Below are 25237 nucleotides of genomic sequence, written 5' to 3' on the forward strand. Positions count from 1 at the left end.
AGGCCGTCGCCGTCCACGTCAACGACGCACGGCGATGACGTCAGCTCGCCCCGGAACAGGAGCGGCCTTGGCAGCCCCGTGAACCGTGCCAGCGTCTCCGCCTGCGTGAACGTGAACGCCTCGAGGTGCGACATCCACCGCATCGTATCGCTCAACACCCACTCGTAGCAGGACGAGGTCACGATGACCTCGGGCAGGCCGTCCCCGTCGAGGTCCGCGATGACGGGCGCGGCCTTGGACGCGTACTCCAGCGCGAGCGAGTCCACAACCACCCCGCCCGTCCCCAGCACGTACACGCACCCCGCGCAGTCGTCCGGCGCGCCGGGAAGCCCATACGTCGAGGCCACAACCTCAAGTGCCCCGTCACCATCCAGATCGCTCACCGCCAGGCCGCCGAGATAGCCGGACAGCGGCGCGTGCCACAGCCTCGCCCCGCCCGCCGAGAAGCACCGCACCGACTGGACCCCGCAGAGCACCTCCAGCCCGGCGGACACCGCGGAGACGTCAGCGAGCACGGGGTCGCAGGGGAGCACGGCCAGGGTGCACCCGAGGCCCCTGGCCCAGAGCGTGTCCCCGCTGGTCCCGGAGAGCGCCGTGACCCAGTGGTCGTGTGGAACCATGACGTCATTGTCGGTGAAGTGCGTGGACACGGCATCGCAGAGCCCGTCGCCATCCAGGTCGCCTGCCGCGCCGGTCTTGTGCACCAGCGGCCCCGCGATCGCCGTGGAGCCGTCCTGCTGCGGACCGAGCCAGCACACGCCTCCCCCGCCCCCGTCGAGCGCGGCCTGCAGGTGGGTCGGGAATACGTGCAGGTGTGTCCACGAGCGCGTCACGAGGACCTCGAGCGCGCCGTCTCCGCCCACGACATCGGCGAGAACGGCACCGCTGTCGAGCCCACGGCCTGTAGGGCTGCCCCACAGCGCGCTTCCCGTGCCGCTCAACGCGCGCACCGTGTCGCCGTAGCAGACGACCAGTTCCAGCGTGCCGTCCCCGTTCAGGTCCCCGCATGCGACCGGGCCCGTCAACGCCCGACCGCCGGACGCGGAGAAGGGCCACTCGACCAAGCCCGAGTGCGACAGAGCCGCCACCGTGCCCGGCTCGCGCGCGGCCGCCACGATCTCGAGATGCCCGTCGTTGTCGACGTCCGCCACGATGGGCGAGAGCCCGCCGTCACCCCCGAGGCTCACGGGGAACCCGCTCGCGTTCGGCAGAACCCCCAGATCGGCCATCGCGTCGTTGTTGCCCTCGTGCAGCTCCGGATGGAGCCCCTCCGGGTCAACGACGACCCTGAAGCTCCGGTGCCCCATGTCTCCCCCGCCCGGGACCCAGGAGACCTGTGCCAGCGACGAGCCCCAGGCCGGCACGGTCACGAGGACCGCGTCCACCGGTGAGCACCCGGACCCGTCGCGTTCGCACACCTCGAAGAGGACCGGCACCGGCCCGTCGGGATCGCAGTTGCTCCTGTTGTGCACGAGCGCGCGGAGATACGTCGGCTCTCCGCACGAGGGGAGGGCCGGCGTGGCCGACAGGTCTCTGCCGGTCACCACGTAGTCAGGGTGGTCGCCGTAGCCCTGGCTGTCGGTGAGGAACAGGTCAATGGCGGGGTCGCCGAGGAGGTTGTACTTCAGGCCGTCGCTCCACCTACCGATCCACGAACCGTTCTTGAGCTTGGCGTAGGCGATCGCCTCGCCTGGGGTGGCCATCCCGCGGTCGAAGAACGCTTCCCACATGTAGACGCCGAGGTGCTTCCATGAGTTCCCCACCGTCTCCGTGGCGCCGAAGAACCCGATCGCGCCGTTCATCCCGTTGCCGTGCATCAGACGCTCGCCGAGGCAGTCTGTACCGTCCTCCCCGACCACCCAGTCAAACGCGCCCGGCGAGCAGGAGTAGACCATCCAGAACCCGAGTCTGCTGCCGTTCTCCAGTGTGTCCGCATCCTCGTACGTGAACGCCTCGGTCCCGCCGGGCCACCCATGGGCGCACAACTCGACGAGGTGATAGCCAGTGATCTCAAGCGCCTCCATGTTCTCGACCCGCGCGGCCTCTCGCTGGTCCTTGCAGGGTGCGGCATTCAGCTCATGCGCGTGAACCTCATCGATGGCGTACCCAGGTATCGAAGTCGCCTGGAACACCGCATCCACGCTCCTTGCCTTGCCCTCGTCGCCTTCGTAGCACTCCTGCCCGGTTCCCCATGCAAACCCGCACGACAGAAGCGCGTTCGTCCGCCACTGCATCGTGTCGGCCGCGCTCGTCTCGTAGTCCCTGAACTTCCGCGACTCGATCATCAGCTCGGACACATGACTTGCTGCCAGCCTGCCGATCATCACGTCGGCGTACTCGTCATCCCCATGCACGCACGCGTACCAATGGTCCGTCGTGATCGTGCCTTGTTCATGCGCCGGGATCAGGCTGTCAGGTGCATCGCTCCTGGCGTCGCCAACAAGCAGAACGTACCCGAGCCTGCCGTCCGACATGTGCTCCGCGCTCGCGGTCTCGTACACCTCGCGGATGAACCGTCTGATCGCCCTGTCGGAGATGGCCGACGTGTCGGCGTTCGCCACCACCGTGGCATCGGAGACGACGGCCACGTTGTAGCCGTTCCACGTCGCCCGATGCCCCGCCAGCACGCCGATGGAGTCTAGCAGCGTGCTCTCGACGATCATCAGATAGTCCGCCTGAAGGCTCTCACAGCATGCCACTGACGCGCAGATCTGCCACTTGCCCGTGTCTGCCGGAGCGCCCTCCCGTTGCGACCCGCCTTCGTAGTTCGCAAGGACGAGGTCTGCCACCCTCGACAGCGGCCCCGTGGGCTCGCCCAGACCGCCTCTCCCGCCCGAGCACGAGATCGTCACCACAAGCTCGGGGTACGCCATCAGGGTGGAAGTCGAACCATCGAACTGCAAGGGGTACACCGTCAGGCGCGCAACGCCCTGGCCGCGCAGGCTCCCCTCGCCGTCCACCAGCGCGACCTCACGTGGGTAGTACCCGCTATCGTAGTACGCCTGCTCCAGCCGGAACTCCTCCACGAGGTACTCCCAGCCCTCGGACGTGTGCGCGACCACGAGGGCCGGCGTTGGGTAGACCGCGGCATCCTCGAAGTGCACGGTGTCCCCCGCCTCTACGCGGATGGCAAGCGCGCCTCCTTCCGGGATGGCGATGAGCTGTCCGACGAGGGGAACACACGCGTACCCGACGTCAGGCGAGTGAGAGCATCCAGGAAGCGTTATCTTCCTGAACTCCATCGTGTCCTCGACCACGGTCTCGCACAGGAACCCTGGGATCATCACCTGCAGGACAACTTCGCTCGCGCTCGACGACAGGACCTCAATGGTCGGCGGCATCGGCTCGGTCGTGATGCCGTCGAGTGAGATCCAGCCGTCCTGCAGCTTTCCGCCCGACGCACGCGGCGCCGCGAGAAGAGCTGCCGACAGCACGATGACAGCCGTGGCATGGTGAGTCCTGGTACGAGCGAGCGCAACAGCAGGTGAACGGGAGAGATGAGATTCCATCTCCGCATCCTCCTCACACCGCAACGGCGTGCTCCGCGTGGCGTCGGCTCTCGCCGATCGGCATGTACAAGCTACCCCCCCCCCCGTGAGCTTGTCAAGAGGAATCCGGCATGGGAGCGGAGTGGCACGCGCGTCCGGCCTCCAGCGTTGACGCACGAGGTCGGCGACCGCTACGCTCATCGCCTGCGCCTGTGGAGGGATCCATGTCGTCTGTCCGAACCACCGTCCTCGCCACCATCCGCCGCTACGGGATGATCTCCCCGCGCGACGCGGTGCTCGCCGCGGTGTCGGGCGGGCCCGACTCAGTCTGTATGCTCCACGTCCTCGCCGACCTGCGTGAGGAACTGGAGTTCGAGCTCAAGGTCGCCCACCTCGAGCACGGCTTCCGGGGCGAGGAGTCCCGGGCCGACGCCGCCTTCGTCCGCGACCTCGCCGAGCGCCTCGCGATCCCCTTCTTCTGCGACGAGGTCAGCGTCCCGCGCTTCCTGCTCGCGCAGCCGATGTCGGCGCAGGACGCCGCCAGGATGCTCCGCTACCAGTTCCTCGTGAAGGTCTCGAAGCTCGAGTTCTGCCAGCGCATCGCGACCGGCCACAACGCGGACGACCAGGCGGAGACCGTGCTCATGCGCCTCCTCCGAGGCGCCGGGCCGGACGGCCTTGCCGGCATCCCGCCGAAGCGCGAGGGGACGATCATCAGGCCGCTCCTCGCAGTGTGGCGCTCCGATGTGATGGCGTACCTCGAGGAACGCGGGCTTCCGTGGCGCACCGACGCGACAAACCTCGACTCGAAGTACCTCCGCAACGAGATCCGGAACGAGGTGATGCCGCTCCTCGAGCGGCACAACCCGAACCTGAGGCGGGCGCTCGCGAACGTCGGCACGGCGATGACGGACATCGCCGCCCACCTCGGCCGACTCACCGACGAGGCGCTGCCCCGCATCGTGAAACGGGCTAGCCTAGGGCAGTTTGTGCTTGATTCGACCGCTCTCGGCCACTACGATGAGGCCCTACGCCGGTGCGTGTTCCGGAGGCTCTTCGAGGCGCTCCGCCCCGACCTCGGGCCGCTCCCCTTCCGCCACGTCGAGGGCGTCCTGAGCATGGCGCGTGAGGGGCGCGCGGGAGCCTCCGTCGAGCTGCCGGGCGGCGTCACGGCGAGACTCGAGCACGGCGCGCTCGTCATCGCCTGCGGACGGCAGGAGGCGGAGTTCGGGGAGCGGGCGCTCTGCGTGCCCGGCTCGACCGCCCCGGAGGGGTCGGACCTCGTCATCGAGGCGTCGCTCGTGCCGCGGGAGCAGCTTTCGGACGCCGTCCGGAGCGCCGACGAGTCCGAGGCGTTCTTCGACTGGGACGCCCTCCGTCCGCCGCTCGTCCTCCGGCCCAGGCGCGAGGGCGACAGGTTCCGGCCCTTCGGCCTCGAGGGCACGAAGACCGTCAAGGAACTTCTGATCGACGAGAAGGTCGCGTTCTCCTTCCGTCCGCTGGTGCCGATCCTCTGCGACGCGGACGGGATCCTCTGGGTGGTGGGACTGCGGCGCGCCGACCGCGCGCCGGTGACGGACAGGACGGGGACCGTCCTCGCGCTCAAGGCGCGGCGACAGGAGGCGACCCCTGGAACTCGGGAAGGTTCTCCTCACTGAAGACCAGATCCGCCGCCGCGTGACCGAGCTCGGCGAGCGCATCACCCGCGACTACGCCGATGACCCGCCCATCCTCGTGAACGTGCTCAAGGGCGGCGTCGTGTTCCTCGCGGACCTCATCAGGGCCATCGAGCTCCCGGTTGAGATCGACTTCATGGAGGTCTCGAGCTACGGCGACGGCACCTCGAGTTCCGGCGTCGTCCGCATCCTCGAGGACCTCTCGCAGGACGTGACGGGCCGCCACGTCCTTCTCGTCGAGGACATCGTGGACACCGGCCACACGCTCCAGTACATCATCGAGAACCTCAAGACGCGGCACACGAAGAGCGTCAAGATCTGCACGCTTCTGGACCGCCACGGCCGCCGCGAGGTTGAGCTGGCGCTGGACTACGTGGGGTTCGTCGTCCCGAACAAGTTCGTGGTCGGCTACGGACTGGACCTCGCCCAGAAGTACAGGAACCTCCCCCACATCGCCGTGCTCGACGACGAGGAGATCCCGTGACGCGCGAACCGAGCGATGCCGGCCGGAGGACGACCATGGCGCCGGGCGAGATGCCGCCGGACGCCGGCCGTCCCGGCGGTGGGCGGAAGAACTCCCAGCGAGGGCGGGGCGACGAGCTCTCGCGGAAGCTCGCCCCGCAGCCGCGCGCGAGGAACCCGTTCCTCGCGTGGATCGTGCTCCTCTTCCTCGCCATCGTCGCGTACCAGCTCTACGTCCAGGGCCGGCCCCAGGCGGTCGACGTCTCGTACACCCAGGTCATGGCGGAGATCGAGGCGGGCAACATCAGGAGCGCCGATCTCATCGACCGTGAGGTCAAGGGCGAGTTCGTGACCCCGCTCGTCGTGACGCAGGGCGGCCGTGAGGTCACGGTCACGCGCTTCAAGACCTGGCTTCCGACGGAGGACCCTGAGTTCGTCCGCGTCATGCGCGAGAAGAACCCCGCGGCCGACATCACGGGACGCCCACCCTCCACGAACTGGGGCGGCGTGCTCTTCTCGATCCTGCCGCTCATCGTCATCGTCGCGTTCTGGATCTTCATCATGCGCTCCATGCGCGGCGGCATGGGTCCGGGCAAGGCGTTCAGCTTCGGGAAGAGCGGTGCCCGCCTCCTGACGGAGGACCGGCCGAAGGTGACGTTCAACGACGTCGCCGGGCTCCCCGAGGCCAAGGTGGAGCTCGAGGAGATCGTCGAGTTTCTCCGCGCGCCGCACAGGTTCCAGCGCCTCGGCGGCAAGATCCCGAAGGGCGCGCTCCTCGTCGGGCCGCCGGGGAGCGGCAAGACGCTTCTCGCGCGCGCCGTCGCGGGAGAGGCCAACGTGCCGTTCCTGTCGATCAGCGGCTCGAGCTTCGTCGAGATGTTCGTCGGCGTCGGGGCCGCCCGCGTGCGCGACCTCTTCGAGCAGGGCAAGACCAACGCTCCGTGCATCATCTTCATCGACGAGATCGACGCGGTCGGCCGCATGCGCGGCGCGGGGCTCGGCGGCGGCCACGACGAGCGCGAGCAGACGCTCAACCAGCTTCTCGTCGAGATGGACGGGTTCGAGTCGAACGAGGGGGTCATCCTCCTCGCGGCCACGAACAGGCCCGACGTGCTCGACCCCGCGCTCCTCCGGCCCGGCCGGTTCGATCGCCAGATCGTGATCGACCAGCCGGACCTCCAGGGAAGGAAGAAGATCCTCGAGGTGAGCGCGCGCGGCGTCAAGGTGGCCGCGGACGTGGACTACGAGGTCGTCGCGCGCGGCACGCCGGGCCTGTCGGGCGCCGACCTCGCCAATCTCGTCAACGAGGCCGCGCTTCTCGCGGCGCGCCGGAACCGCGACGCGGTGGCGGCCCAGGACTTCGATGACGCCAAGGACAAGATCATGCTCGGCATGGAGCGCAAGAGCGTCATCCTGTCCGAAGAGGAGGCCCGCACGACGGCCTACCACGAGGCCGGGCACGCGCTCATCGCGTGGCTCATCCCCGGCTCCGACCCGATCCACAAGGTGACCATCATCCCCCGCGGGCACGCGCTCGGCGTCACGCACACGCTCCCCGTGGACGAGCGGCGGATGGTCAAGCGGCAGTACGCCATCGACGCCCTCGCCCGCGCGCTCGCCGGCCGCGCCGCCGAGGAGATCGCCATCGGCGAGATCACGAGCGGCTCCGCGCAGGACATCGACCACGCGACGGAGGTCGCGAGGTGGATGGTCTGCAACTGGGGCATGAGCGACACGCTCGGCCCCGTGACGTTCGGCAAGGAGGAGCGCCACGTCTTCCTCGGCAGGGAGATGGGACGCGTGAAGGACTACAGCGAAGCGACGGCCGTTCTCATCGATCAGGAGATCCGCAAGCTCATCGATTCGTCCCTCGAGCGCGCGCGGACGCTCCTCTCGGACAACCGCGACAAGCTGCACCTCCTTGCCAAGGCGCTCCTCGAGCGGGAGACGCTGACCGGCGCCGAGATCGACGGTCTCTTCGGCAAGACGCCGCCGACTCCGGCCCCGGCGCCGGACGCGGCCGCCTCCTTTCCCGCGCCGCCCGCCGGCGCGGGCGACGAGGCCGCCGAACCTCTCAAGGACAGGTAGCCGATGGCCGACGTGCTCTCGCCCAGGGTCCTGCTCATCAGCGCCCCGGAGGACGCGGCGCGCGAGATGCGGAAGATCGGCGTCTCCGAGGCCGGCGTCCGCGCGATGGCCCCGAAGGCGCAGACGGTCGTCCTCAAGGTCGCCGGCGCAAGCGTCCCCGTGGCGCACATTCTCAAGCAGCAGATGCTGTCCATCGGCGGAGACGCGGCCGTCGCGTGCGGCGTCCTGACGCACGAGGTGGAGTCCACCGACGTGCTCCTCATGGGCACCGTCGCGCAGCTCGAGTCCCTCGCGCAGAAGCTCTCGTACCAGCAGTTCGGGCTCCCCGAGCTCGGCGAGCGCATCGTCTCCACGCTCGCCGCGCTCAGCCCGAAGCCGCGCCTCGTCCTCCGAGCGCGCCATCACAACATGGACCTCGCCAAGAAGGTCCACGTCATGGGCATCCTGAACGTCACGCCCGACTCGTTCTCCGACGGCGGCCGGTTCCTTCAGCCGTCCGAGGCGCTCGACCACGCGCTCGAGATGGCCGAGGATGGAGCCGACATCATCGACGTCGGCGGGCAGTCGTCCCGCCCGGGGTCCCAGGGCATTCCGGAGAGCGAGGAGCTCAAGCGCGTCGTGCCCGTCGTCGAGCGCGTGCACGAGGCGTGGCACGGGCCGATCTCCGTGGACACGGCGCGCGCGAAGGTCGCGGAGGAGGCCTTCAAGGCCGGCGCGTCCATCGTGAACGACATCACGGCCTTCACAGCGGACCCGGCCGTCGCGCGCGTCGTGGCGCGCTTCGACGCCGCGTGCGTCCTCATGCACATGCAGGGCACGCCGGCCACGATGCAGGACGACCCGAGCTACGACGACCTCATGGGGCAGATCGCGCACTTCCTCGCCGGCGCGATCGCCGTCGCCAAGGCAGCGGGCGTCGCGGACGATCAGATCGTCGTCGACCCCGGCATCGGGTTCGGCAAGACGACGGCGCACAATCTCGCGATCCTCCGCCACCTCCCGGAGCTCAGAGCGCTGGGGAAGCCGATCCTCGTGGGCCCGTCGCGGAAGGGCTTCATCGGCCGGATCCTCGACCTTCAGGTGGATGACCGGCTGGAAGGGACGCTCGCCGCGGCCGCCTACGCGGTCGCCCAGGGCGCGCGCATCCTCCGCGTTCACGACGTGAAGCCTGTCGCAAGGGCGGCCAGGATCGTCGAGGCCTGCTTGTCCTCGCCCGCATGAGCCGGGCGCAGCGGTAACGGGAGGCGTGCCCATGTCCGGTTGGCAGCTCGTCGCCGATGTCGCGGACATCGTGATCGTCGCCTTCATCATCTACCATGTGCTGCTGCTTCTCCGCGGCCGGCGGGCGATGGGCATGCTCCTCTCCCTTTTCGCCATCTTCGCGGTGGGGTTCGTCGCGAGCTGGCTCAAGCTCAACGCTCTAAACTGGCTCATGTCGGGGCTCAAGGGGATCTGGGTCATCATCTTCGTCATCGTCTTCCAGGAGGAGATCCGGAGGCTCCTTGGACAGGTCGGACAGACCAGGCTCTTCCGGCCGCTTGTCAGGTTCGAGGAGGAGGAGGCCATCGACACCATCGTGTCGGCGGTGGGCGCGATGTCGAAGCGGATGGTCGGGTGCATCATCGCGTTCGAGCGGGAGGCGCGGCTCACCAACTACCACCAGACGGGCGTCATTCTGAGCGCGCCGTGCGTGGCCGACCTTCTGGTCTCCGTGTTCACTCCGCCCGGGCCTCTCCACGACGGGGCGGTCATCGTGAACGGCAACGACATCGTCGCCGCTCGCTGCACGCTCCCGCTGTCCCAGAACCCCTACTACGTCCGCACGCTGGGCACGAGACACCGGGCCGCCGTCGGCCTGACGGAGGAGACCGACGCCGTCGTCGTGGTGGTCTCCGGGGAGACGGGGCGGATCTCGCTCGCCGTCGGCGGGCAGATCTCGAGCGGAGTCTCGACGGCAGGGCTGAGGGAGCGCCTGAGCCAGCTTCTCGCGCCGTCGCAGGCCTCCACATCAAGCTAGAGGAGAAGCGATGTACCCGCACGAGAGAGTGAACCGGATCATCGGCTGGTCCCTCGCCGCGCTCGCGCTCGCCATCTACATGATGACGACCGCTCCGGTCGTGGCGTTCTGGGACAACGGGGAGTTCATCGCCGTCGGCTACACCCTCGGCATCGGGCATCCCCCGGGGTCCCCGGTGTTCACGCTCATCTCGAGGCTCTTCTCGATCCTCCCGTTCAGCAACGTCGCGCGCGCGACGAACTTCCAGTCCGTGCTCGCCGGCGCGCTGGCCATCGCCTTCCTCTACTTCTCGATCGCCCGCATGGCCCGCCGCTGGGAGGGGAAGGTCTCGTCGTTCGCGGAGGCCTTGCCGACCTACGTCGCCGGGATCACCGCCTGCCTCCTTGCGGCCTTCTCCTACAGCTTCTGGGAGAACTCGCTCGAGTCGGAGGTGTACGCGACGAACATCGTCACGATGACGCTGACGCTCTGGCTCGTCATGCGGTGGACCGAGATCCGGGACGTTCCCCGGGACCGCAGGATGCTCCACCTCGTCGTCTACCTCCTCGCGCTCGGCGTCGGGACGCACCTCGGCTGCCTGCTCTGGGCCCCGGCCTACCTCCTGTTCGTCATCCTCTTCGAGAGCAACCTCCTCGGCATCGTCCTCCTCTCCGTGCCGCTCGGCATGGGGTTCCTGCTGCTCTCGAAGGGCGCGGCGCGGGGAGCCGTGGGGATCTGGATCCTGTGGCTGGCCGTCACGGTGTTCTACGCCGTCCCCGCCCTCTGGCCCAAGCGTGAGGAGACGAAGAGGAAGGGTCGGGGGCGCAAGGAACATCCCGCCGTGCTGCCGACGCATCTCACGATGGCGCTCCTCGTGGTCCAGGTGATTGCGTTCTTCACGTCCGCCGCGAGCTACGGCGGCGCCGCCGCGGGCTGGTTCATCCTCGCCGCCGCCGTGTCGGTCGGTTCGATCTACGCGTTCGTCTGGCTTCTCCGCACGGGGCGCGTGGATCGCCCGGAGATCCCCGCGCGGATGGTCCTGTCCATCGCCGTGCTCGCAGCGCTCGCGCTCTCGGTCCATGCGTACCTGCTCATCCGGGCGCGCCTGAAGCCCGCCATCAACGAGTCGGACCCGAAGACGTGGAGCCTCGTGCTCGACGTGATGCGCAGGAAGCAGTACGAGCCCATGCGGTTCTTCCCGCGGAGGACCCCGTTCCCCAACCAGTTCCGGATCCTCTGGGGCTACTACGAGCAGCAGTTCGCCGGCCAGCCCGGAGCGCGGGTCATCTGGCCGATGACGCTCGCCCTCGCCGTGTGGGGAGCGATCGCGCACGCCCGGCGAGACCGCCGAACGTTCGCGATGATGCTCACGGCCAATCTCATCTCGTCCCTGGGGCTTCTGCTCTACATGAACATCTCCGATCGCGAGGTCCGGCCGAGGGAGTACTTCTGGGTGCCTTCGTACGTCGGGCTCGCGATGTGGATGGGGATCGGCGCGGGGGCGATCGTGCAATGGGCCGGCAAGCTCGGCAGGTCCTACCGCGTGGCGCTCTCGGGCGCGCTCGTCGCGTTCTCGCTGATCCCGCTGACCACGCAGCACCGGGTGATGGACCGCAGCGACAACTACGTCGCCCACTACTACGGCTGGAACCTGATCAACTTCCTCGAACCGAACGCGATCCTCATCACGAACGGCGACAACGACACCTTCCCCCTCTGGTACCTCCAGGAGGTCGAGGGGGTACGCAAGGACGTCGAGGTCGTCAACCTCTCGCTCATCCAGATCAACTGGTACGTCGAGCAGCTCAAGGACCGCGGCATCCCGATGAGCTTCTCGTACGAGGAGATCGAGGCGATGCGCCCGTACTGGATCCGCGACCCCGAGACGCGCGAGCCGAAGCTCGTCACGCTTCGCGACATCGTCCTCCACGACATCGTCCGGGAGGTCGGATGGTCCCGCCCGATCTACTTCGCGGTGACCATCGAGGACTTCATGGGCTACTACGACAACCTCGAGCTCGAGGGCATGGTCTTCCGCCTCGTGCCGACGACGGGCCGCCACCAGATCAACGTGGAGAGGACGAAGAAGAACGCCTTCGAGAACTACCGGTACGACAGCATCGTCGACAAGGACGACGACTGGCGGGTCATCACGGAGGTGTACAAGGCGTCGGACACGCGCCGGCTCATCACGAACTACGCCGCCGGCTTCTCGCGGCTGGGGTTCGCCGCCGCGCAGGGACCCGAGCCGCGGTTCGAGGAGGCCATCCGCTACTACGACATCTCCCTCCGCTTCGCGCCGGACTACAGTCCGGCCCTGAACGGGCTCATCGCGATCTACGCTGTCGGGCTCCGTCAGCCCGAGAAGGCGCTGCCGCTCGTGGACCAGCTCATCGCGGCACAGCCCGGCGACGACGAGGCGTGGATCCGGTTCGGCGGCGTCCACCTCATGATGGCGGAGCGGCTCGACATGGCGGGGCAGACGGAGCAGGCCACGCGCCACTACGAGGAGGCGATGCGCGGGTACGAGCGGCTTCTCGGACGGTCGGCCTCAAGGCGCGAGATCTACCCGCCGCTCGTGGCCATCTACGAGCGACTGGGTCAGCAGCAGAAGCTGGACGGCGTGCTCGACCTGTGGCAGCGCTACGCCCCGGACGACTTCCAGCAGGCGCTCGAGTACGGCAGGCAGCAGGCCGCCGGCCAGTAGAGCGCGAGGGCTGCCTCGGTTTACCGCGCCTGGTCGCCGCGCCGGAGCGCCGGAGCGCAGGCGTCACGCCGCTCGCGACAGGCCGCGCCGCGGTAGACGCCCGTGCCGAGCCCAAGGCTCATGGCGCACTCGGCGAGGCAGGCCGAGAGGGCAGCGAGCCCCGCGCGGCGGCTTGCCGGGCGCGCGATCGACGACGACGCCCGCCGCTCCGCCCCCCCCGCCGAGCGCACCACGAGAATCCCCGAGGCCGTCCTCGGCTGCGTTGCGCCACGGGGATCTGCGCGCGATCTCGTCAGGCTGGGATCCACGACGAGGAAGACCAGATCGTCGGCGAGCAGGCCGTTCAGACGCTCGACATCACCCGGCCACGTCCACACCATGTCCACGCCCCGTCAGAGAGACACCCGCGCACCGTCGTTTGAGCGCCCGTCCAGGGGGTGCCGGAGCGGGCCGCGCCCATCCGACCCCGCATCCCGTCCCACCACCGATACCGCCGCACATACCGGTGCCGACCCTGCCCCGCCGCCCCCCGGACCCTTCGAACGCGTGCCCTCCCGAGCAACGCGCGTACCACACCCGGAGACGACCCGGCGTCCCGCGAGCACCGTCGCCGTAACAACTTGTGAGCGAATCAGTTGCGCCCCTCACCGGCAGAAACGGGAAGGGGCGGGCCGACGATGCGACCCGCCCCTTCGTCAATCCTGTTGACACTTCGCCGAGGTGCTGAGGCCGCCTGCAGTCGCCGCGGTGGCGGCCTGCTACGAGCGGGGGTTCACGCCCTCGGCGGCCGTCCTCCGTCGAGCCCGAGCCTCCGCCGGTCCGCGTACACCTCAAGCGCGACCCCGATCCGCCGGAGGGACGAAGCAAGCCGCGACGCCGCGCTCATGCCCGACGCCGCGCTCCGTTCCATCAGTTCGGCCACGCGGATGCCGTCCTGAGCCTCCGCGCCTGCCGACCGCATGTTCTCGGCCGCTCGCTCCGCCGCCTCCGCATCCATCCGCCGCTGCTCGAGGTGCGGGATCGCCTGTCCGGCGACCTCGACGATCGTCCGTGCCGCGTCGCGCAGGCCGTTCACGCCGCGGGCCAGCGCCGCCTCGTCAATCGTCGGCCTCGCGACCTCGTCGACCACCTGGTCGGCCAGGAGCTCCACCTCGCGCGACAACCCGGCAAGCGCGCTCAGCCTCTCTGCGATCTCGTCGGGGCCGCCCCGCGCACCGGTCGGGCGCGCGACCCGCTCCATCAGCTGCCGCGCCTGTTCGGACTTGAGGGCAAGCCGCCCGAGGATCGCTCCGTCGGCGGCGGCTCCCTCGCGCAGCTCCTTCAGCGAGACGATGACATCCTGCGAGGTTCGGAGAAGGTCCGGCGCGGCCTGGTCCACCGCGTCCGCGACGCCCGCGGTCGACGCGAGCCAGGACCGTTCCTCCGTGAACTCCTTGAGCAGAAGAACGAGCTTGTTGATCTCCTCGTTGACCTGCCCGATCTCGTCGGCGCGAGGGAGCCGCAGCAGGACGTTCGTGTCGCCCTTGCGCGCGACGTAGCACGACCTGGCGAGCTGCCGAAGCGCGCCGGCGACGGCGCTCCCCCACACCGCAGCGATGACGAGCGTGAGCGCGAGCACGGCGCCGAGGGCGATCATCATCTCGCCCGGATCGGCGCCGTTCGACACCAGTGCCAGGAGCACGACGTCCTGGACCACGACGCCGACGACCGCCGCGAGGACGATCTTGATCGCGATCCCCGGTCCGGAGCGGTCCATCACGCCTCCTGACACGACTCGAGTCCCATGACACGCCGCGCGGACTGTGCTTGTGGACGCGCACAGCCCTCGGCGCCTCCCGGTCGTGCAAGGAGCATGCCAGGGGGAAGCCGCTTGCCTGCGGCCTATCTCAGGCGGTAGAGGTCGGTTCGCCTGTCGTCGAGGACGTGATTCGACGCCGTGATCATCTTGTCCCGCGCGGCGGCCGGGTCGACGTCCGCGGTGACGATCTCAGCCCGGTCAACGCTGCCCCGCGCCAGGACCGCGCCTCGCGGCGAGACGATCTCGCTCATCCCCGTGAAGGTCAGGGCCGTTCCGGCCCTCGCTTCCGTCCCGATCCTGTTGGCCGTGACGGAGAACACGCGGTTCTCGATGCACCTCGTGATCATGGCGTCCTGGCAGAAGGGCAGCACGAGGTTGGCCGGATGGCACAACACGTCGGCACCCAGGAGCGCGAGCGTTCTCGCCGTCTCCGGGAAGATCCAGTCGAAGCAGACCATGAGGCCGTATCGCACGCCGGCCACTTCGACGACCTCCGGCGGCCTGTCGCCCGGCGCGAACAGGGCCTTCTCCCTGTCGAAGAGGTGGATCTTCCTGTAGATCGCCCGCGTCCCGTCTGGTCCGGCAAGGAGCGCCGAGTTGAACACGGCGCGCCCGGCCCGCTCCGCGAAGCCCACGACGAAGGTCGCGCGCCTGGCGGCCGCCGCCTCCGCGATCTCGTCCAGCTCCCGGGCGTCCGCCGCCTGGGACAGCTCGAGAACCTCGCTCGGCGTGGCGAACACGTACCCGGAGAGAGCGAGCTCCGGGAACACGAGGAGATCCGCCTCCACGTGCGCGGCCATGGCGAGCATGCCGTCGAGGTTCGGCCTGACCTCGCCGAACGCCGGAGCGAACTGAACTGCCGCGGCCCTCATAGCCGGTCCTCCCCACACTCTTCCGTGTCTGCGCAGTCTTCGCACGATAGCAGGAAGTAACGCCTGCGCGCGCGCCCCAGCTCCGCGCCCCCTCCCCACTCACCATGCCCTCGCGGCCAGCTTCTTGCAGAACCTCCGTGCCAGAGCAAGCGCGTGCCGCAGGTGGCGACTGCTCCCCACCAGAGGACTGAGGGAGCGCTCACCGCCACAGTTCGCATGGTACAGAACTTGCTTTAGGGGCCGCAAGCGCAGAGGCGGGCACAGCGGAGACGGGGGCGTCATGACAGACCATTCCCGCCACAGCAACATGAGAAGGACCGTCACACGGGCCTCGCTCCGCCGCAAGCCGCGGAGGAAGCTCGAGGTCGGCGGCGACGTCCAGACGTCGTACTTCTTCATGTTGAACTGCCTCCTGCACTCGCGCGTCCACACGGGCCTCGAGTCGAACTCCCGCGTTCACGACGAGGACGTCAACGTCTACCTCGCGCACCTCCTCAACGCGCACATCGACTCCCAGTACATCGAGAGGGTCGGCCGCTATGTCGCCGCCGACGATGCGAGCCTCCATCGCATGATCGAGAGCAGCCCCGATCTGCGCGGCCGGTACATGGTCTATCGCTCCACCGCCGACTTCCTCCTCATGTCCGTCGCCGTCTTCGACCTGTTCGAGCGGCGCCGGTACAACCGCTGCTCCGCGTTCCACACGCCGAAGGAGGCGTACATCGGGCGGGCGGCTGCGTACTACGCCGTGGCCTCGTCGCTGGCGGCGAAGCTCGAGGGCGGAGCCTGCGCGGTCGCGGCGACGCTCCGGAAGCTCTCGGACGGGATCGACGGCTACGTGAGGATCCTCTCCTACATGCGGGGGCAGTACCTCGGGTTCATCCACAGGTACTCGTCCGGCGAGCTCTTCCACCTCGACCGCACGATCGAGGAGATCCGCCGGGACGAGGCGCTGGAGAGCCTCCGCGACGAGTTCCTCGACACCTATCACACCTGGCTCAAGACGCGGCAGCCGGAGATCGCTGCGCGCCTCAGGGAGCAGGCGGACCGCCTCAGGGAGATCGACCCGGCGTTCGAGTTCACGCCGCCGGCGTAGGCGACCGCGTCCGCCCGGCCACCGAGAAGCGAGGGCCCTCCAGGAACCTGGAGGGCCCTCGTGCTTCACGCGTCGTTCCGCCCGGTCGATGCCACGCCACCGGCCCCACACGGCGCCGGCGCGCCGTGGGAGGGTCACCGCGGGACGACCAGTTTCTGCCCGACCCGGATCAGGTTCGGATCGGAGATGCTGTTCGCAGACATGAGCGCGGACACGGTCACGCCGTACTTCGCCGCGATGCCGGCCAGCGTCTCCCCGCGCGAGACCGTGTGCGAGCTGCCGTCTGAGGTCGCAGCCTTGACCGCATCGAGTTCGGCGGTCAGCCGCTTGTTCTCCTTGGTCACCTCGTCGAGCACGATCTCGAGCCTTCGCAGGACGTCGTCGCGATCGCTCTTCCGGGCTGCGTCGGTGGAGCGTATCTTGCCCTCGAGCTCGATGCCGAGCTGCTGCTGGCCGCTCCTGACCGCCTCCAGTCCTCGGGCGAGCTGCGCGTCGATCCCGGCGACCTGCGAGGACAAATTCCCGATCCTATGCTCCAGCGCAGCGACGCTCTCCTCGACACCGCCGATCCGGCCCTCGAGCTGGAGCACCTTCTCGGACAGCCCGGCCTGGCGCGTCGAGAACTCCTCCTGCGCGTCCCAGATGTCCTTCTTCACGGCGATCCCGCCCGTGCCGCACCCCGACAGCAGAACAGCCGTCGCCACGAGCGCTGCCGCGGACAGGGATCCTGCCTTCCCCATCTTGAAGCCCGTGAGATCCATGCGTCGTCCTCGTCCGTCCGAAGGGACCGCTGCTACTGCGAGACGGAGAACTGGGCGCGCCTGTTCCTCGCCCACGCATCTTCGTTGCTCGCCCTGTCGAGTGGCCGCTCCTCGCCGTAGCTGATGGTGACCAGCCTGTCCGAGGAGACGCCGAGCCCCACGAGGTAGCGCCGAGCAGCGAGCGCGCGCTGCTCGCCGAGCGCCATGTTGTACTCGTTCGTGCCGCGCTCGTCGCAGTGACCCTCGATGAGCACCCTGATGCTCTCGTTCTCCTTGAGCCACCGTGCGATGCGCTGGAGGATCGGCTCGTCCTCGGAGCGGATCCGGTACTTGTCGAACTCGAAGTGGATGTTCTCGAACACCCCCGCGCCGGGCTCGACGTAGATGGTCTCGTCGCGGTCCGTCAGCGGCAGGTCGTCCCCCCGCAGGGCCTGTGTGTCCATGGGCTGCGCCACAGGCTCAGCCACACGCTTCTTGCCGCAGCCGCTGAGCGCGACGGCGGCCGCGATCACGAGAACCAGAACGAGGAACTGACGGCTGTCTCTCCGCATCTCCTGCCTCCGTTGGCTGACGTTGTGTGTCTGCTGCGCTCCTCTCCGATCAGGGGGGTCAGTGTAACCACGCCGGGCTCTCGTGGTCCCCGGCGCCGCTCGTGAGTCTAACCTGTGTGAGGTCATGGATGTCAAGCACATACAGGTCGGTCTTTCCCTTGGATCGGACGGAATAGACGATGTGTCTTCCGTCCGGCGCCCACGAGGGGTCCTCCTTGTTGCCCGCCCCCGTCGTGAGCTGGACCACCTTCTTCGTGTCCACGTCCACCGTGCAGATCTGATAGACGCCCTCGACGCGGGCCGTGTAGGCGATGAGGTCGCCCTTCGGGGACCAGCTCGGCGACGTGTTGTAGGACCCCTGGTACGTCAGGCGCTCCTCCGACCCCCCGGCCGCGCTCATCACGTAGATCTGCGGGGAGCCCGACCGGTCCGACACAAAGGCCAGTCGCCGGCCGTCTGGCGACCAGCACGGGGAGGACTCGGTGGATGAGCCGTACGTCAGCCTGCGCGGCTCGCTCCCGTCCGAGCGCAGGCGGTAGATCTCGGGGTTGCCGTCGCGGGAGAGGGTCATCGCGAGCTCGTTCCCCTTGGGCGACACGCTGATGAACGCGTTGAGACCGGGGAACGACGTCAGCCGCCGCACGACGCCCGTCCGCACGTCGATGGCCACACCCTCCTGACCGCTGTTCCTGAAGCGCGTGTACGCGACCGCGCTGTTGTCGCCGAACCAGGAGGGGTACAGCGCGGCGAGCCCGTCCTTGGTCAGCCGCCTTCCGTTCTCCCCGTCGTAGTCCATGACGTAGATCTCCTTCGTGCCCGTCACGTTGGACACGAACGCGATCTTGGTCCGCGCGATCCCCCTCTCCCCCGTCAAATGCCGCACGATGTCGTCTGCAAGCTCGTGCACCGTCGCTCTCCACTGGGCCGGCTGGCTCGCGTACCGGCGTGAGAAGATCGACCGGCCCGCTCCGAGGTCGAACACCTGCGCCTCCAGCACAAGGTCCTCGCCCCTCACCGCGACGTCACCCCTCACGAGGACCTCCGCCCCAAGCGCCAGCCACTCCCGGAACTGCACGCGGCCCGTGCGTCGGTCGTCCGCCTCGACGTCGTCTACGAACGCGAGGTTCTCAACGACGTTGAAGTAGCCCGAGTACCTGAGGTCGCTCGAGAGCACGCTGCGCATGTCGGCGGGAGCCGCGGCGCCGGCGGTCCCCCGGAAGAGCGGGACCGCGATGGTCACCTTCTCCCCGAACCCCTTCGTGATGCTGAGGTGCACCTCCGGCGCCGCCGCCTGCGTCGCAGCAACGAGCGTGAGAGCCATGAACGCTGCCGCGCCGAGCGCGCGTCTGAGAGCACCTGCCATGGTCAACCCCCCTGCCGAAGACACGCTCGAGGGCTACTCTCGCTCGACCGTGAAGTCGATGGTCACGTCCAACCTGTCGTCCCGATAGTCGTCGGGGAGCGGCGGGAAGGGAGCGGAGCTCCGCACGGCCTTCGCCGCGGACTGGTCCACCGTCGTGCTGCCGGACGACCGCCGCACGGTCACGGCGCCGACGGAGCCGTCCCTCGAGATCCTGAACGAGATCTGCACGGTGAGCTCGTCCTGACTCACCAGCCTGTCGCTCGGGCGCTTCCAGTTGGAGCTCACCTTGCCCTGAATGATCGAGATGTACCACGCGTACGGGAAGCGCGAGACGCTGACGCTCGTCCTCGCCGGCCCGGCCACCGCGCTCGGCGTCCCCGTGCGCGGCGCCTCGCGCTCCGAACCGGGCGACTCCTCTCGCCGCTCGTCCTCCGCGCGGAGCCGGTCCGCCAGCCGCTCCGCCAGCGACTTCTCCGGACGCGGCGGCGGCTTGACCACCTGCCTGGGCGGCGGCTTGACCGGCTCCTCGGGCACGCGGTCCCGTGGCGGCTCCTCCACCTTCGGCTTCGGCGCCTCCTGGGCCGGCGCGGGATCGGGCTCCGGCGTCGGCGTCTGCGCGGCGGGCTCGGGGGTCGGCCGCGCGGTCGCCGTCAGGTCGACCAGCTCGACCGCATAGACGTCCATCGCGATGGGCCTGTCGCGCAGGAGCTGCGGGATGAGCGGCGCCAGGAGCAGGAACACGGCATGCATGATCGCCGAGATGATCAGCACGCGTCCCATGCCGCGCCTCCTTCCCTACCTCGGCGGGCGCGTCGCGAGCGCCAGTCTCGAAATCCCGACACTTCGGACCGCGTCCATGACCTCGACGACGCGACCGTAGTTCAGCTCCGTGTCCCCCTTCAGGAGGACCGGAACGTCCGGCCTCGCCGTGTGAATGTCCGTGAGCCGTTCCTTCAGCTCGTCGAGGCTCACGCGCTGCCCCTCGAGGTATACGCGGCCGTTCTCGGTGACCGCGACGGTCATGACCTCCCCGACGTCGATCCGCTTCGGATCGGCGGTGGGCAGCGTCACATCGATGCCCTGCTCGATCATCGGCGCGATCATGATGAAGATGATGAGAAGCGTCATCGTGACGTCCACGAGGTTCGTCACGTTGATGTCGCTCAGGAGCTCCATCTCGTGCTGCTTCTTCCCGCCCCGTCGCATCCTCGACTCCCCGCGCCCCACGGCGCGCCCTGGTCGGACACGCTACCGGCCGCTGAAGTTGCGTTCCGCGGCCGACATGAACTCCGAGGAGAAGTTCTCCATCTGCACGCTGATCGTCCGGATCCGGTTCATGAGATAGTTGTAGCCGGCAAGCGCGGGGATGGCCACCGCAAGGCCGGCGACCGTCGTCGTCAGCGCGGCGGTGACGCCGGGCGCGACACTGCTGATGCTGGCGCTCCCGGTGATGGTCATGGCCGCGAACGCCTCCATGATGCCCCAGACCGTTCCGAAAAGCCCAATGAACGGAGCGATGCCGGATGTGGTGGCGAGCACGATCATCTGCGACCGCAGCTCCAGGATCTGCTCGGAGATGGCCCGGTCGAGCGCCCGCTCAAGCCCGTCCGCCTGCACGAGCGACAGGCGGGGCTCGGTGCCGGGGCCGCCGGCGATGAGCGCGAGCTCTGCCAGACCCGCCTCGAACACGGCCGAGAGCGGCGACGCCTCGAACTTCCGCCGGTCGGCGAAGTGGCGGATCATCCCGTCAGGGTTGCCGCGGAACTCCCCCAGGAACTCGCTCGACCGGGCCGCGGCCCGCCGGATCACGCCGCCCTTGTAGATGATGATGGCCCACGAGTACACCGAGACGACCAGCAGGAAGACGACGATGATCTGCCCGAGCAGGCCGGACTGGGCCACGCTCGCCAGGAACCCGTTGCTCACCGAGCCCCTCCTGTTCCGTTCTGCCGGGTCCTGCCCGGCCCCGCCTTGTGCTTGACAAGCGAGTGCAGATGCGCATCCGGGCACCGCGTGGTGCCCGGCGCCCGGGGATTGTACACGCCACGGGACGCCCTCGCACGGGGAAACTTCACATCCCCGGGCCCACGGCTCCCCGCCCCGACCAGCTCATGATGAGGATGTACGCCAGCGCGAACGCGACGGTCGCCGCCCGCGCGCGACGCCGCGGAAGACCGAAGACCGGCTCGGCGGCGATGCCGAGAAGGGCGAAGAGCCACACGGAGAAGAGATCGATCTGCCGGAGGATGCTCCACAGGTGCGGATGCCGCACCGGTTCGATCAGGAAGCCGAGGTTGAGTCCCGCCCTTGCGGTCCCCGTGAACCGCAGGAAGCAGCCCAGGACCAGCGCTCCGATCCCGACCGGGATCGACGCGTGCGCGACCGCGGAGAAGACGACACGGAAGGACGCCCGCCCTCCCGCCAGCGTCCCGGCCAGCCTGAACAGAAGTGTCTCGAGCAGGATCACGAGCGGGATGCCGACCACGGCCATCAGGATCGCCTGCGACAGGAGCGCCGCCCGCACGCCCGCGAGCCCGCCGCCCGCGAGCGCGGCCTCCGCCGGGACGAGCTCGTCCATGAACCCCGAGCGCACCGCGTACACCGCGCTCACCATCGGGGCGGCCACGACGAACACCAGCGGCAGCACCCAGTGCGGCCGCTCCGTGAGGCGCTCGAACGTCCGCTGCGGGTGCGCGAGGACGAGCGTCATCGCGGCCAGCGCGTTGATCGGCCGCGCGCCCGCCGCGCGGTCCACCCGCGATCCCTCGCCCCCGCACGACCCGCTCATGCCGCCTCCCCCGTTCGGCCGCGCGGCAACACGCTCTTCATCGTCCGCCGCCGTCCCTCGAACGTTACGATCTCCGACACGCCCGCCCTCTTCAGCAGCCGCAGCGCGAGGTCGAAGTCCATCCCGACCTCTCGCGGCGTGTGCGCGTCCGAGCCCAGCGTGACGGCAACGCCCCGCTCCACGCACGCCCGCAGGAACGGAAGCGCCGGATACGCCTCCGCGGCCTTCCTGCGAAACCCGGACGTGTTGATCTCGATGGCGACCCCCGCCTTCGACAGAGCGCCCGCCGCGTCGGCGTACATCCGCTCGATCGGGAGCGTCGTCGTGATGCCGTGCTTCTTGATGATGTCCGGATGCGCCATGACGTCGAAGCCGCCGCGCTCGACGGCCTCGCAGAAGAGGTCGAAGTACCTGGCGTACAGCCGGTCCGGGTCCTTCCCCTCGTACTCGGCGACGTTCCGGCTGTCGTTGAAGCCCCAGTCGTCGATGTAGTGGACCGAGCCGTAGACGTAGTCGAACGGGTGGGGCGCGGCGGCCGCCCAGATCTCGTCCATCTGCCCGGGCATGTAGTCCATCTCGATGCCGAGCCGGACGCGGAGCCCGCTCACGGACTCCCGAAGCTCGGTGATCATCCCCACGTAGCGCGGCAGATCGTCCGGCGCCATCGAGATCCGGGGATCGCGGCGCCGGAGAAGCGGCATGTGGTCGGCGAACCCGATCTCGGAAAGCCCGAGGGCGATGGCCGCGCGCACGTAGTCCTCGGGCTCGCCGAACGCGTGGCCGCACAGGTTCGTGTGGATGTGGTAGTCGACGAGGCGACCGTACGCTTCCGGCGCGAGCGCTCTCTGCTTTCGCGTCCACCTGAGGACGCGCCGTCTGACCCCGCGCCTCAGTCGCCGCACGCCGCCTCCACCTGCGCGCGGGGTGCCGTCGCCTCGAACGAGCACCTGACGATCCCGACCGCAAGCGCGGCGACGCTCAACACGAGAAGCGCCTTGAGCCAGAGCGGCTGGGACCTGAAGCCGCCCGCGCGCTCCGAGGGCGCATCCGTTCCGGAGGTCTCTTCCGTCATGACCGCCACCCCGACCTGTCAGGACCTGCCCCACGCCGCGTCGACAAGCTCCCGCGCCGGCGGCTTCGTCGCGAGGCTCACGACCACGAAGACGATGAGTGACATCGCAACCCCGGGGATGAACCCGTGGATCCCAAGCGGCATCTTCGCGATCATCCAGCCGAGCGCGGTCGCCGTGCCCGCGACCATGGACGCGAGCGCGCCCTGCCGCGTCCCGCGCCGCCAGGTGACCCCCAGCACGACCGGCCACAGGCACGCCGAGGCGATGACCGCCCACGAGAATGCCGTCACCACGAGGATGAGCGCGGGCGGGCGCAGGGCGACCACCAGGGAGACGAGTCCCGCGCCGAGGCTGGCGGCGCGGCCGAGCAGCACGTCGCGCGACGGCCCCCTTGTCGACCCGCCATCCTCGGATGTCCGCGCGACCATGCTCCCCGCGCCGCCCCCCGCGCGCGAACGCCCGGCCTCTCCGGAGCGCCTCAGGTCCTTCACGATGGCGGCGCTCACGATGATGAGCACGGAGGCGAACGTGGACATCCCGGCGGCGAGAACGCCCGCGAGGAACACCGCGCCCCCCCAGGGGTTGAGCACGGTCTTCGTGAGCGTGGGAATGGCGAGATCGGGGTTCTCGAGAGGCGGCAGGATGACGCGCGCGACCGCCCCGGTCATGTAGGGCAGCACGGCCATGGCGCCGCCGAGCGTCGCGAGGACCGTGCCGAGCCTGAGTACGCGCGCGCTCCGCATCGAGTAGAAGCGCACAAGAAGCTGCGGCATCCCCCAGACTCCGAGGCTCACGATGAGGCAGTACGACACGAGACCCTGCCATCCCCAGACCCCCGGCGTCGCGACGAGGCCCGGGTCCATGGCCGCGAGCCGCTCGCCTGCCGCCTGGAAGCCGCCGGCCGCCGCGAGCGCCGCGACCGCCAGGAGCGAGAGCGCGAACAGCATGATCCACGCCTGGATGAAGCTCGTCCACACGACCGCCAGGTACCCTCCGAACGCGACGTAGACGAGGATGATCGCCCCGGAGATGAGGATGCCGTGGACGTACGGCAGGCCCATGAGCCCCTCGAGGATCCGCCCCATGCCCTGCAGCACGCTCACGTTGTACACGATCATGAAGAGGAAGATGACGACCGCCGAGAAGACCTCCGCCTCGCGGGCGCCGTACCGCCTGCCGATGAACCCGGGGATCGTCATCGTGTCGAGCCGCTTCGAGAACTCCCAGAGCCGCTTCCCGAGGACGATCCACGCGAGCGTGCATCCGATGAGCACGTTCGAGGCCGCGACCCACATCGTGGACATCCCGAAGCGGTAGCCGAACGCCCCGCCGCCGACGATGACGACCGAGCTGAAGTACGCGGCCACGAACGAGAACGCCGTGACCCACGGGCCGACCTGCCGTCCGCCGATGTAGAAGTCCTCGGCGCTTCGCGTCCTCCGCCCGGTCCACACGCCGGCCCCGAGGAGCGCGGCCATGTACAGGACGAGCACGAGCGCGTAGACGGCCGTGCTACTCATCCGCGCCTCCCCCGCGCCGGGACCGCCCCGTGGCGGCGGCATACACGAGAGCAACGACGACGCTCGCGGCGATCACAAGGAGCGCAGCGAACGTTCCCCACGGAAGACTGAGCGGGCCGGTCATTGGTGCCCTCCGTCAGAAGCGGTAGTAGACCCTGAGATAGGGTGCCCAGTCGAAGTCGTACAGGCCGATCGCCGGGCAGCCCTTCGCCGCGACCGGCACGAGCGCGCTCAACCCGACGGTCAGCTTCCCGCCGTCCGTCCAGGCGACGCCGGGGCACGCGTACACGCGATAGTACTTGCCCAGGTCCTCGCCGAGCGTCGCGCGCCCCTCCCACGCCAGCGACCAGTGCTCGTTCAGAGCGTCCTCGACCGTCACCGTCGTGACGGACACGTCCTTCAGGTCGGCACCGCCCTTCGCCTTCCCGTTCACCCAGTAGACCGAGCAGAGGTGCGCGGCGAACGAGCCCGCCGCGTGGGTGACGGCGAAGCCCCCGCAGAAGTCGGTCGAGCCGTCGGACAGCGGGAAGTCGCTGTCGGTGGCCCCGGTCGGGAACCGCACGCCGGTCAGGAGCGACGCCACCGGGTAGCCGGACCGGCCGCGGTACAGCAGGATCTTCGGGTCCACGATGACGTCGCCGAGCCCCGTGCTTGCCGCGTGGCCGTCGGCCTCGGGAAAGTCCTTGAACCGGTCCTCGATGGGCAGCGACGCCCGGATGGTGAGCCAGTCGGTCACGCCGTAGAGGAGCCTCGGGACGAACGAGGCGGCCGTCAGGGCCATGTCGTCGCCGAGCTCAACCCAGCCCTCCTGCCCGTTGCCGTCGAGGTTGTAGCTGTAGGTGCGCGTGTACTCCTGCCAGGTCGCCCACACGTCGATCATGAACTTGCCCTGCGGCAGCACGTTCCCGCTGGTGCCGACGATCGGCGCGGCGGCCGCGGGTGCGCAGAGCGCGCAGACGATGCAGACCGTCAACGTCCAGGACCCGCTCTTCATGGAC

22 protein-coding genes are annotated in these 25237 nt (G+C 69.1%); 7 read left to right on the top strand and 15 right to left on the bottom strand.

The window, feature by feature from the left end; genetic code table 11:
• Positions 1-3434: VCBS repeat-containing protein (locus FJY74_06200; GenBank protein MBM3307898.1), on the bottom strand; the 3434-nt coding region annotated here is incomplete at its 3' end.
• 278 nt (positions 3435-3712) lie between these two features.
• On the opposite strand from FJY74_06200, the gene tilS reads away from it, so the two are divergent.
• The 6 genes from tilS to FJY74_06230 are packed head-to-tail and all read left to right on the top strand — an operon-like array spanning position 3713 to position 12417.
• The gene (gene tilS / locus FJY74_06205; GenBank protein MBM3307899.1) at positions 3713-5146 is read left to right on the top strand and encodes a tRNA lysidine(34) synthetase TilS; all 1434 of its coding nucleotides are present in this window, start codon (positions 3713-3715) and stop codon (positions 5144-5146) included.
• A complete protein-coding gene (gene hpt, locus FJY74_06210; protein MBM3307900.1) occupies positions 5118-5648 on the top strand; it encodes a hypoxanthine phosphoribosyltransferase in 531 nt (176 codons plus the stop codon). Before tilS ends, hpt begins: the two co-directional genes overlap by 29 nt.
• A 50-nt stretch (positions 5649-5698) precedes the next feature.
• Positions 5699-7714, top strand: coding sequence for an ATP-dependent zinc metalloprotease FtsH (gene ftsH, locus FJY74_06215; protein MBM3307901.1), 2016 nt, complete (start codon positions 5699-5701; stop codon positions 7712-7714).
• A 3-nt stretch (positions 7715-7717) separates the two neighbouring features.
• Positions 7718-8935, top strand: coding sequence for a dihydropteroate synthase (folP, locus tag FJY74_06220; GenBank protein MBM3307902.1), 1218 nt, complete (start codon positions 7718-7720; stop codon positions 8933-8935).
• A gap of 31 nt (positions 8936-8966) precedes the next feature.
• Positions 8967-9731, top strand: a complete 765-nt coding sequence (locus FJY74_06225; protein MBM3307903.1) for a TIGR00159 family protein — start codon at positions 8967-8969, stop codon at positions 9729-9731.
• Positions 9732-9741: 10 nt separating this feature from the next.
• A complete protein-coding gene (locus tag FJY74_06230) occupies positions 9742-12417 on the top strand; it encodes a DUF2723 domain-containing protein (GenBank protein MBM3307904.1) in 2676 nt (891 codons plus the stop codon).
• Between the two features lie 20 nt (positions 12418-12437).
• Here the strand turns inward: FJY74_06230 and FJY74_06235 are convergent, their stop codons facing one another.
• The 3 genes from FJY74_06235 to FJY74_06245 form a co-directional block, all read right to left on the bottom strand.
• Complete coding sequence (locus tag FJY74_06235; GenBank protein MBM3307905.1) at positions 12438-12797, bottom strand: hypothetical protein; 360 nt, start codon at positions 12795-12797, stop codon at positions 12438-12440.
• A gap of 392 nt (positions 12798-13189) precedes the next feature.
• A complete protein-coding gene (locus tag FJY74_06240) occupies positions 13190-14173 on the bottom strand; it encodes a hypothetical protein (protein MBM3307906.1) in 984 nt (327 codons plus the stop codon).
• A gap of 125 nt (positions 14174-14298) precedes the next feature.
• Entirely contained in the window at positions 14299-15087 is a 789-nt protein-coding gene (locus FJY74_06245; GenBank protein MBM3307907.1) for an acyltransferase, read from the bottom strand.
• A 280-nt stretch (positions 15088-15367) separates the two neighbouring features.
• Here FJY74_06245 and FJY74_06250 point away from each other — a divergent pair, with 280 nt between their 5' ends.
• Complete coding sequence (locus tag FJY74_06250) at positions 15368-16183, top strand: hypothetical protein (protein MBM3307908.1); 816 nt, start codon at positions 15368-15370, stop codon at positions 16181-16183.
• Between the two features lie 134 nt (positions 16184-16317).
• On the opposite strand, the gene FJY74_06255 is transcribed toward FJY74_06250, so the two are convergent.
• From FJY74_06255 to FJY74_06305, 11 genes are all read right to left on the bottom strand, one after another.
• Complete coding sequence (locus tag FJY74_06255; GenBank protein MBM3307909.1) at positions 16318-16923, bottom strand: LysM peptidoglycan-binding domain-containing protein; 606 nt, start codon at positions 16921-16923, stop codon at positions 16318-16320.
• A gap of 53 nt (positions 16924-16976) precedes the next feature.
• A complete protein-coding gene (gene pal, locus FJY74_06260) occupies positions 16977-17495 on the bottom strand; it encodes a peptidoglycan-associated lipoprotein Pal (protein MBM3307910.1) in 519 nt (172 codons plus the stop codon).
• A 58-nt stretch (positions 17496-17553) separates the two neighbouring features.
• Positions 17554-18858 carry a Tol-Pal system beta propeller repeat protein TolB gene (gene tolB, locus FJY74_06265; GenBank protein MBM3307911.1) on the bottom strand — a complete coding sequence of 435 codons (1305 nt, stop codon included), beginning with the start codon at positions 18856-18858 and terminating at the stop codon, positions 17554-17556.
• Between the two features lie 33 nt (positions 18859-18891).
• Positions 18892-19638 (bottom strand): energy transducer TonB, encoded by a 747-nt coding sequence (locus FJY74_06270; GenBank protein ID MBM3307912.1) that lies wholly within the window; start codon positions 19636-19638, stop codon positions 18892-18894.
• Between the two features lie 15 nt (positions 19639-19653).
• The gene (locus FJY74_06275) at positions 19654-20064 is read right to left on the bottom strand and encodes a biopolymer transporter ExbD (protein ID MBM3307913.1); all 411 of its coding nucleotides are present in this window, start codon (positions 20062-20064) and stop codon (positions 19654-19656) included.
• A gap of 42 nt (positions 20065-20106) precedes the next feature.
• Positions 20107-20784, bottom strand: coding sequence for a MotA/TolQ/ExbB proton channel family protein (locus tag FJY74_06280; GenBank protein ID MBM3307914.1), 678 nt, complete (start codon positions 20782-20784; stop codon positions 20107-20109).
• 145 nt (positions 20785-20929) lie between these two features.
• Positions 20930-21646: a YIP1 family protein gene (locus tag FJY74_06285; GenBank protein ID MBM3307915.1), complete on the bottom strand. Its 717-nt coding sequence runs from the start codon at positions 21644-21646 to the stop codon at positions 20930-20932.
• On the bottom strand, positions 21643-22539 hold the full coding sequence (locus FJY74_06290; GenBank protein ID MBM3307916.1) for a histidinol-phosphatase HisJ family protein: 897 nt from the start codon (positions 22537-22539) through the stop codon (positions 21643-21645). The genes FJY74_06285 and FJY74_06290 overlap by 4 nt, the downstream gene beginning before the upstream one ends.
• Entirely contained in the window at positions 22536-22718 is a 183-nt protein-coding gene (locus tag FJY74_06295; protein MBM3307917.1) for a hypothetical protein, read from the bottom strand. Before FJY74_06295 ends, FJY74_06290 begins: the two co-directional genes overlap by 4 nt.
• Before the next feature lie 18 nt (positions 22719-22736).
• The gene (locus tag FJY74_06300) at positions 22737-24239 is read right to left on the bottom strand and encodes a hypothetical protein (GenBank protein ID MBM3307918.1); all 1503 of its coding nucleotides are present in this window, start codon (positions 24237-24239) and stop codon (positions 22737-22739) included.
• A 136-nt stretch (positions 24240-24375) separates the two neighbouring features.
• Positions 24376-25233: a transporter gene (locus FJY74_06305; GenBank protein ID MBM3307919.1), complete on the bottom strand. Its 858-nt coding sequence runs from the start codon at positions 25231-25233 to the stop codon at positions 24376-24378.
• Positions 25234-25237: the final 4 nt, after the last annotated feature.

The organism is Candidatus Effluviviaceae Genus I sp., from assembly GCA_016867725.1.
GTDB lineage: Bacteria > Joyebacterota > Joyebacteria > Joyebacterales > Joyebacteraceae > VGIX01.